7 protein-coding genes are annotated in these 6,778 nt (G+C 65.9%); 4 read left to right on the top strand and 3 right to left on the bottom strand.

Annotation, left to right across the window (positions count from 1 at the left end):
- Nucleotides 1-25 precede the first annotated feature (25 nt).
- The 3 genes from WAW17_RS04320 to WAW17_RS04310 form a co-directional block, all read right to left on the bottom strand.
- The gene (locus WAW17_RS04320) at nucleotides 26-622 is read right to left on the bottom strand and encodes a YbhB/YbcL family Raf kinase inhibitor-like protein (protein ID WP_422331777.1); all 597 of its coding nucleotides are present in this window, start codon (nucleotides 620-622) and stop codon (nucleotides 26-28) included.
- 91 nt (nucleotides 623-713) lie between these two features.
- Nucleotides 714-2,420: a SulP family inorganic anion transporter gene (locus WAW17_RS04315; protein ID WP_422331776.1), complete on the bottom strand. Its 1,707-nt coding sequence runs from the start codon at nucleotides 2,418-2,420 to the stop codon at nucleotides 714-716.
- A gap of 90 nt (nucleotides 2,421-2,510) precedes the next feature.
- Nucleotides 2,511-3,344: an MBL fold metallo-hydrolase gene (locus tag WAW17_RS04310; RefSeq protein ID WP_422331775.1), complete on the bottom strand. Its 834-nt coding sequence runs from the start codon at nucleotides 3,342-3,344 to the stop codon at nucleotides 2,511-2,513.
- Between the two features lie 151 nt (nucleotides 3,345-3,495).
- On the opposite strand from WAW17_RS04310, the gene WAW17_RS04305 reads away from it, so the two are divergent.
- The 4 genes from WAW17_RS04305 to WAW17_RS04290 all read left to right on the top strand — a co-directional run bounded on the left by WAW17_RS04305 (nucleotide 3,496) and on the right by WAW17_RS04290 (nucleotide 6,750).
- Nucleotides 3,496-4,014, top strand: a complete 519-nt coding sequence (locus tag WAW17_RS04305; RefSeq protein WP_422331774.1) for a DinB family protein — start codon at nucleotides 3,496-3,498, stop codon at nucleotides 4,012-4,014.
- Nucleotides 4,015-4,125: 111 nt separating this feature from the next.
- Entirely contained in the window at nucleotides 4,126-5,253 is a 1,128-nt protein-coding gene (locus WAW17_RS04300) for an NDMA-dependent alcohol dehydrogenase (RefSeq protein ID WP_422331773.1), read from the top strand.
- Between the two features lie 42 nt (nucleotides 5,254-5,295).
- Nucleotides 5,296-6,111: a serine hydrolase domain-containing protein gene (locus tag WAW17_RS04295; protein WP_422331772.1), complete on the top strand. Its 816-nt coding sequence runs from the start codon at nucleotides 5,296-5,298 to the stop codon at nucleotides 6,109-6,111.
- A 129-nt stretch (nucleotides 6,112-6,240) separates the two neighbouring features.
- Nucleotides 6,241-6,750 carry a DUF3145 domain-containing protein gene (locus tag WAW17_RS04290; RefSeq protein WP_422331771.1) on the top strand — a complete coding sequence of 170 codons (510 nt, stop codon included), beginning with the start codon at nucleotides 6,241-6,243 and terminating at the stop codon, nucleotides 6,748-6,750.
- Nucleotides 6,751-6,778: the final 28 nt, after the last annotated feature.

The raw sequence follows: 6,778 nt of genomic DNA, 5'->3' as shown, positions 1-6,778 counted from the left end.
TGCCCCACGGTGATCGACGCCGGCCTCAGCGGCCGAAAAGGCCAACCGTGCTGACGACGGCGACGGCCGCGTCAGCGATGGTTCGGGTCGCATCCTGCGCCGGTGTGGTCGGCGCAAACATCAACGGTGTGCCCAGTGCGTACAGCTGGAAGCGGTAGTGGTGGACGCCGGTGCCGGGCGGGGGACAGGGGCCGAGATACGCAGCGTTCCCCCCGGAGTTCAGGCCGACTCGAGCTCCCTCTGGTAGCGCGCCGTCGACGATGTCGGTCGTTGAGGGTGGCATCCCGGTAACTATCCAGTGGACATAGAGACCGCCGACGGCGTCGGGATCATCTACGACCAAGGCCAGCGACTCGGTGCCGGCCGGCACGTTCTCCCAGCGAAGTGGTGGAGGCACGTTACGGCCCGTGCATGAATACTCGGCCGGGATCTGCGTGTTGTCGGCGAAGGCGGGACTGGTCACGGCAAACATCGCGGGGGCGGCCGGCGGTGGCGATGCGGTGCTGATCGCGGGGCCTGTGGCGGTGGGAGAAGGTTCTTCTCTCAGTTCCACCTCAGAGCCGCCACACGCCGGGAGCGTGCAGAAGAGTAGTAGCGCCAGAGTGGCGGCTGCCAGTCTCATGGGCCTATGTATACGCGCGCATCCAGATACTGCATAGAGGACTTCCTCTCGGAATCCGTCGCCCGATGTGACACCGGCAGCCGGCCGCCGGTCAGTCCGGATTTGCCTCGTCGTCGGAAGCGTCCTTGCGGGTTCGGGCGTCGTTGACCGCCGCCTCGACGGTGGGGTACGTGTGGGCGATCAGGGCTTCGTCGCCGGCCGCGGTGAGAATGTCGCGTACCTGACCGGTGTCCCGGGCCAGCATGAGACGGATTCCCCGGTGCTCGAGATCGTCGGCGAGTCGCCCGAGCATCTCGGTCGCGGTGATGTCGACGATGGGGACGGTGGCCGCGTCGACGACGACGCTGTGGGTGTCCTCGCGGATATGGCTACGCACGGCTGCCGCCACGTTGTCTGCGTTGGCGTAGAACAGTCCGGTCTCGGGACGCACCACCACGATGCCCGGCACGGTCACCGCGTCGGGATGGCGCTGGACATCGACCCATCGGCGAGGATCAGGGGCCCGGCCGAGTACGGCGACGTGGGGTCGTGACGCCCGGAAGAGTAGCAGCAGAGCCGAAAGCAGCATCCCGAGGAACAGTCCCGGCAGGGTGTCGAACACCAGCACGCCCACCAGCGCGGCGACGGCTCCGGCGAAGTCCGCGCGCGCGGCGACTCCGTAGATTCCTCGGAGCTGTGGGGTGTAGACCCGGGCAAACCGTGCCAGCGCGCGGAAGTCGACCAGTTCCACTACGGCGGCGACCACGACAGCGGCCAGGGTCGCCTCGGGAAGGTCGGCGAACAATCCGGTCAGGAACAGCAGCGTCAGAACCGAGAGGACGGCCACGAAGATTCCCGACAGTTGCGAACTGGCTCCGGCCGACCCGTTGACCGCGGTCTTGGACAATGAGCCCCCGACCACCATTCCGGAGGACAGACCGGATCCGGCGTTTGCCGCGGCCAGGCCGAGCAGTTCGCGGTTCGGGTCGATCTCGTAGTGGGACGAGGCGGCATAGGTCTTGGCGGCGCCGACCCCCTCGGCGAACCCGACGAGCAGGATCCCGACCGATGCCCAGAGGAGCGAGAAGTAGTCGGACCCGGAGAGGTCCGGCACGCCAACGGCGGGCAGTCCCGACTCGATCTCGCCGATGATGGCCACTCCCTTGGCGTCGAGGTCGAACGCCGCGACTGCGACGATCCCGAGCACGACGGCGATCAGCGGTCCGGGAAGCCGTCGGGAGATCCGGCGCAACACCAGCACCAGGGCGAGGGAGCCACCCCCGATGGCCAGGGTGGTTCCGTCCGTCTCGCCGAGTGCGGTGAGCAGGTCCCGACTCCGCTCGAAGAAATTTCCCTTACCGCCCTCCACGCCGAAGATCTTGGGGAGCTGACCGACGATGATGGTGAGCGCGAGGCCGATGATGAAGCCCTTCAGCACCGGCTCCGAGATGAACGACGCCACGAATCCCATCCGGGCCGCCGCGGCGATCAACCCGAGTACGCCGACGACGAGCGCAACGCCTGCGGTGAGCGCAGCGGCGTCGGCGTCCGTGGCGAGGTCGGCTATCGCGGCCGCAGACAGTGCGGCGGTGGCCGCCATCGGTCCCACCACCAGGTGCCGGGAGCTTCCGAAGAGTGCGTAGAGAATGAGTGCGGCCGGTGCCGCGTACAGGCCGACCACCGGGGAGACCCCGGCAATGGTGGCGTAGGCGAGAGACTCGGGGACCAGTACGGCCCATACCGTGAGGCCGGCAAGCAGGTCCGGACCGATCCGGTCCCGCCGGTAGCCCCGGAACGAGGTGAGCAGCGGGAACTTCACATCCGGCCTCCGGTCCGAGGGGTGACGAAACCTGACCCGTTTCGATCGTATCGAGGGCTCTGACCGGAGTGCGTCGTAATCGAGCCGGGACTATCCGAACGGGTCGATCGCCTCCCACGGCGTAGGGAGGTGCACTGCGACGCCGTCGGCGCGTGCCCGGTCGGTGAGGAATTCCATGGAACGTCGAAAGTGGTCCGCGACGCGGGGAAGGGGTGTCAGCGGCTGATCGAGTGGTTTCCAGAAGTTGTCCCAGTGGATCGGGATGACACGACGTGCTCTCGTCCGGATCACGACAGCGTCCCAGTACGCCCGGCGGAATTCGTCGCTCTGCTTTCCGAGTGTGCCGATCCCGAGGTAGACGGTTTCGGCCCGGTACCCGTCGAGCGCTCCCGGTACGAAGTTCGCGCTGGCGTGTACCAGCACCCGGCCGTCCGGATGCGCGATATGGAACGAGAAGCAGTCGCCCTGTGCGTATTCGCGGATCCATGCGGGCGGAGTGATGGCGTGCTCGATCATCCCGGGAAATTTCGCGTTCGGGCTGTGCACGGCCGGTAGTGCCGTCACCGTGAAGTTGCCATAGCACATCGGCTTTCGCAGCTCGATGGTCCGGAACCGATCCGCGGGAAACGAGTAGCCCTCCGCTATTCGTCGCGTCGAGCCCGATCCGACGAGTTCGGCGCCGGTGCGCTGCGCCACCAGTGGGGCGTCCATCGCGTGATCGTAATGCGAATGCGCAACCAGAACGGCAGCCAGTCGCTCGGCCCCGGCACGGGCGAGTGACCGGTCGATGACAGCCTCGTCGGGACGCAATGGTCGCAGCAGCGACTGCAACAGTGTCGGCCGGGAGAAGAACCCGTCCGTCATCACCGACGTCTCGTCGTCGGACATCAGGATCGTGGATACCCCGAGAAAGGTGGCGCGCATCATGAACCTCTCGGCTTCGCCTCAGAGCGACCGAACGGCCCCCACAGCCGCTGCCGGGGGCGAACGGTACCCCTCGTGGACATCGAATGCGAGCAGGCACGGTCGACGCGGCCGCGTGGGCGGTCCCCGGCAACTCACTACGATCCCCGCCATGGCAATCATTCCGGACAGCAAGGACTGGACGTGGGTGCTCGAGCACCCGTGCACCGACTGCGGGTTCGATTCGGCGGTAATCCGCTACGACGACATTCCGGCACTGGTGCGCGACAACGCCGGGGCGTGGCCCGCGGTTCTCGCCCGCCCCGATGTGAGGGTGCGTCCGGACGACTACACCTGGTCGGCCCTCGAGTACGCCGCGCACGTGCGCGACGTATTCCGGATCTTCGATGTGCGACTGCATCTCATGCTCGACGAGCAGGATCCGCTGTTTCCCAATTGGGATCAGGACGAGACAGCGGCGGCGGAGCGCTACAACGAGCAGGATCCGGTGGCGGTGGGGGAGGAACTGGCGGAGGCCGCCGCGACGGCCGCGGACAGCTTCGCGAGCATCGGTCCGGACCGCCGCGGACGTACCGGGAGGCGTAGCGACGGGGCTTCGTTCACCGTCGAGTCGTTGGCGCGGTACTTCGTCCACGATCCGATCCATCATCTCCATGACGTGTCGGGGTGAATCGGCCTCGGGCTATCGCCCCAATTCGGTAGAACGTGTTCCAATTTTGGCCGTTTGTGTCTATGGTCACATCAGTAGATGTGCAGACATGAATGAAGGGTTGGAAGCTACATGAAGACCAAGGGTGCGATTCTGTGGGGCCTCAACGAGCCGTGGTCCGTCGAAGAGATCGAGATCGGCGATCCGGTGGCGGGAGAGGTGCAGATTCGCATGGAAGCCGCCGGAATGTGCCACTCCGACCACCACATCGTCACCGGCGCGACGCCGATGCCGTCCTTTCCGGTGATGGGTGGGCACGAAGGATCCGGCGTCATCACCAAGGTCGGCCCAGAGGTCGCAGATCTCGCAGTGGGCGACCACGTCGTGCTCTCGTTCGTGCCTGCTTGTGGGCACTGTCCGGCATGTTCGGCCGGGCACCAGAACCTGTGTGACCTCGGCATGGGGCTGCTGAGTGGTCTGGCGATCAGCGACGGCACGTACCGCATCCAGGCTCGCGGCCAGAATGTGATCCCCATGTGCCTGCTCGGCACCTTCTCGCCGTACATGACGGTCCACCAGACGTCGGTCGTGAAGATCGACAAGGACATTCCGTTCGAGGTCGCTGCGCTGGTCGGCTGCGGTGTGCCCACCGGCTGGGGCTCGGCGACGAATGTGGCCGAAGTGAAGCCCGGCGAGTCCGTGGTGATCATGGGTGTCGGCGGCGTCGGCATGAGCGCGCTGCAGGGTGCGGTCGCCTCGGGTGCCCGTCAGATCTTCGCGATCGATCCGGTGCCGTGGAAGCGGGAGCAGGCGCTGAAGTTCGGCGCCACCCATGCCTTCGAGAGTGCTGCTGCTGCGATCGAGCCGATCATCTCGCTCACCGAGGGCCGGATGGCGCAGAAATCGATCATCACCGTCGGCGAGATGCGCGGTGAGTACGTCGAAGAGGCGTTGCTGCTGACGAGCAAGGCCGGCCGCTGCGTGGTCACCGCGATGGGCCACCTGACCGACATGGACGTCAAGCTCAATCTCTTCCTGTTCGCGATGCTCCAGAAGGACCTCAAGGGCAACATCTTCGGTGGCGGAAATGCCCGCGTCGAGATTCCGAATCTGCTGGCGATGTACAAGTCGGGGCAGCTGAACCTGGACGACATGATCACCCGCAGGTACAGCCTCGAGGACGTGAACGACGGGTATCAGGACATGCTCGACGGCAAGAACATTCGCGGCGTCATCAAGTACACCGAAGCGGATTGGTGAACACTCGCCGCGACCGATAGGTCGCTCTCGTAGGCTGACCGGGTGCAGAGCCTCGATCAGATCGCCCGGTGGCCGGTGGACAACGCTGCGGCGGTGGTCCTGACGCGAGAGGGAGGTGTGGTCGGTGAATACGGCGACCAGAGCCGCGTCTTCCCGCTCGCGTCGGTGACCAAACTCCTCTGTGCCTATGCAGTTCTCGTGGCCACCGAGGAGGGCGCCTTGGAACTCGACCAGGCCGCCGGGCCGGAAGGCTCGACCGTGCGCCATCTTCTGGCGCACGCGTCGGGCCTGGCCTTCGGTGAGAACAAGGTGCAGACCGCTCCCGGCGCCAAGCGAATCTATTCCAGCGCCGGCTACGAAGTACTCGCCGACGTCCTCACCGCGGAGACGGAGATCGAATTCCAGGATTACCTGGCAGAGTCGGTGTTCACGCCGCTGTCGATGGGTTCGGCGGCGCTGGTGGGTCCCGCAGGCCACGGCGCGCAGGCCTCGGCACACGATCTCGGCAGGTTCGCGGCCGAGTTGTTCGCCCCGGTTCTCATCTCGCCGGACACGTTGGCCGAAGCGACGTCGGTGCAGCTCCCCGGACTCGACGGCCTTCTGCCGGGATACGGTCCACAGCGGCCGAATGATTGGGGCCTCGGATTCGAGATCCGAGCGCGCAAGAGTCCGCATTGGACGGGACTGAACAACTCGCCGCGGACCTTCGGGCACTTCGGACAGTCCGGCACCTTCCTGTGGGTGGATCCGGAGCCCGGCGTGGCGTGCGTGGTGCTCACCGATCGAGATTTCGGGGACTGGGCAAAACCGTTGTGGACCCAATTGAGTGATGCGGTTCTCAGGGAAACCGAGAAATGATGCCACATCAATTTTCTCCAACAACTGGCGCAACACCGGCAACACAAGGCACACTGGTCCATCGAGCGTGCTGAACGCGTCGACTGAGGCCGTTGGGGAAGACGTCCCTCGTCGAAGCAGGAGGCTAGTGTGCGCGCATTGAACCAGTTCGCGGACGCGACGGCTGGAGTTGTCTATATCCACTCGTCGCCCGCCGCGTTGTGCCCCCACATCGAATGGGCACTCACCGCGACCCTCGACTGCCGACCCAACCTCAAATGGACGGCGCAGCCGGCATCCAGCGGGGCTCTGCGCGCCACCACCAGTTGGGTGGGACCTGTCGGAACTGCCTCACGCCTGGTCAATGCGCTACGGGCCTGGCCGATGCTGCGCTTCGAGGTCACCGAGGACGCCAGTGAAGGCGTGGATGGCGAGCGCTACAGCCATGTACCCGGCATGGGTCTGTGGCACGGTTCCACCAGTGCCAACGGCGACGTCGTGGTCGGCGAGATGCGACTGAGGGCCCTGATGCAGGCGGGCGGCGACATCGCCGACGAGCTCGACTATGCACTGGGAACGGCCTGGGACGAGGCTCTCGAGCCGTATCGCAGTGGCGGCGAGGGTGCCGAAGTCACCTGGCTGCGGCGCGAGGTGGGCTGACTGCCGCGCTACAGGGTGTCTCCAGGAC

Origin of the sequence: Rhodococcus sp. (in: high G+C Gram-positive bacteria), assembly GCF_049286785.1 — a bacterium.
Classification (GTDB): domain Bacteria; phylum Actinomycetota; class Actinomycetes; order Mycobacteriales; family Mycobacteriaceae; genus Rhodococcus_F.
This window is presented reverse-complemented; position numbering and strand designations above follow the sequence as displayed.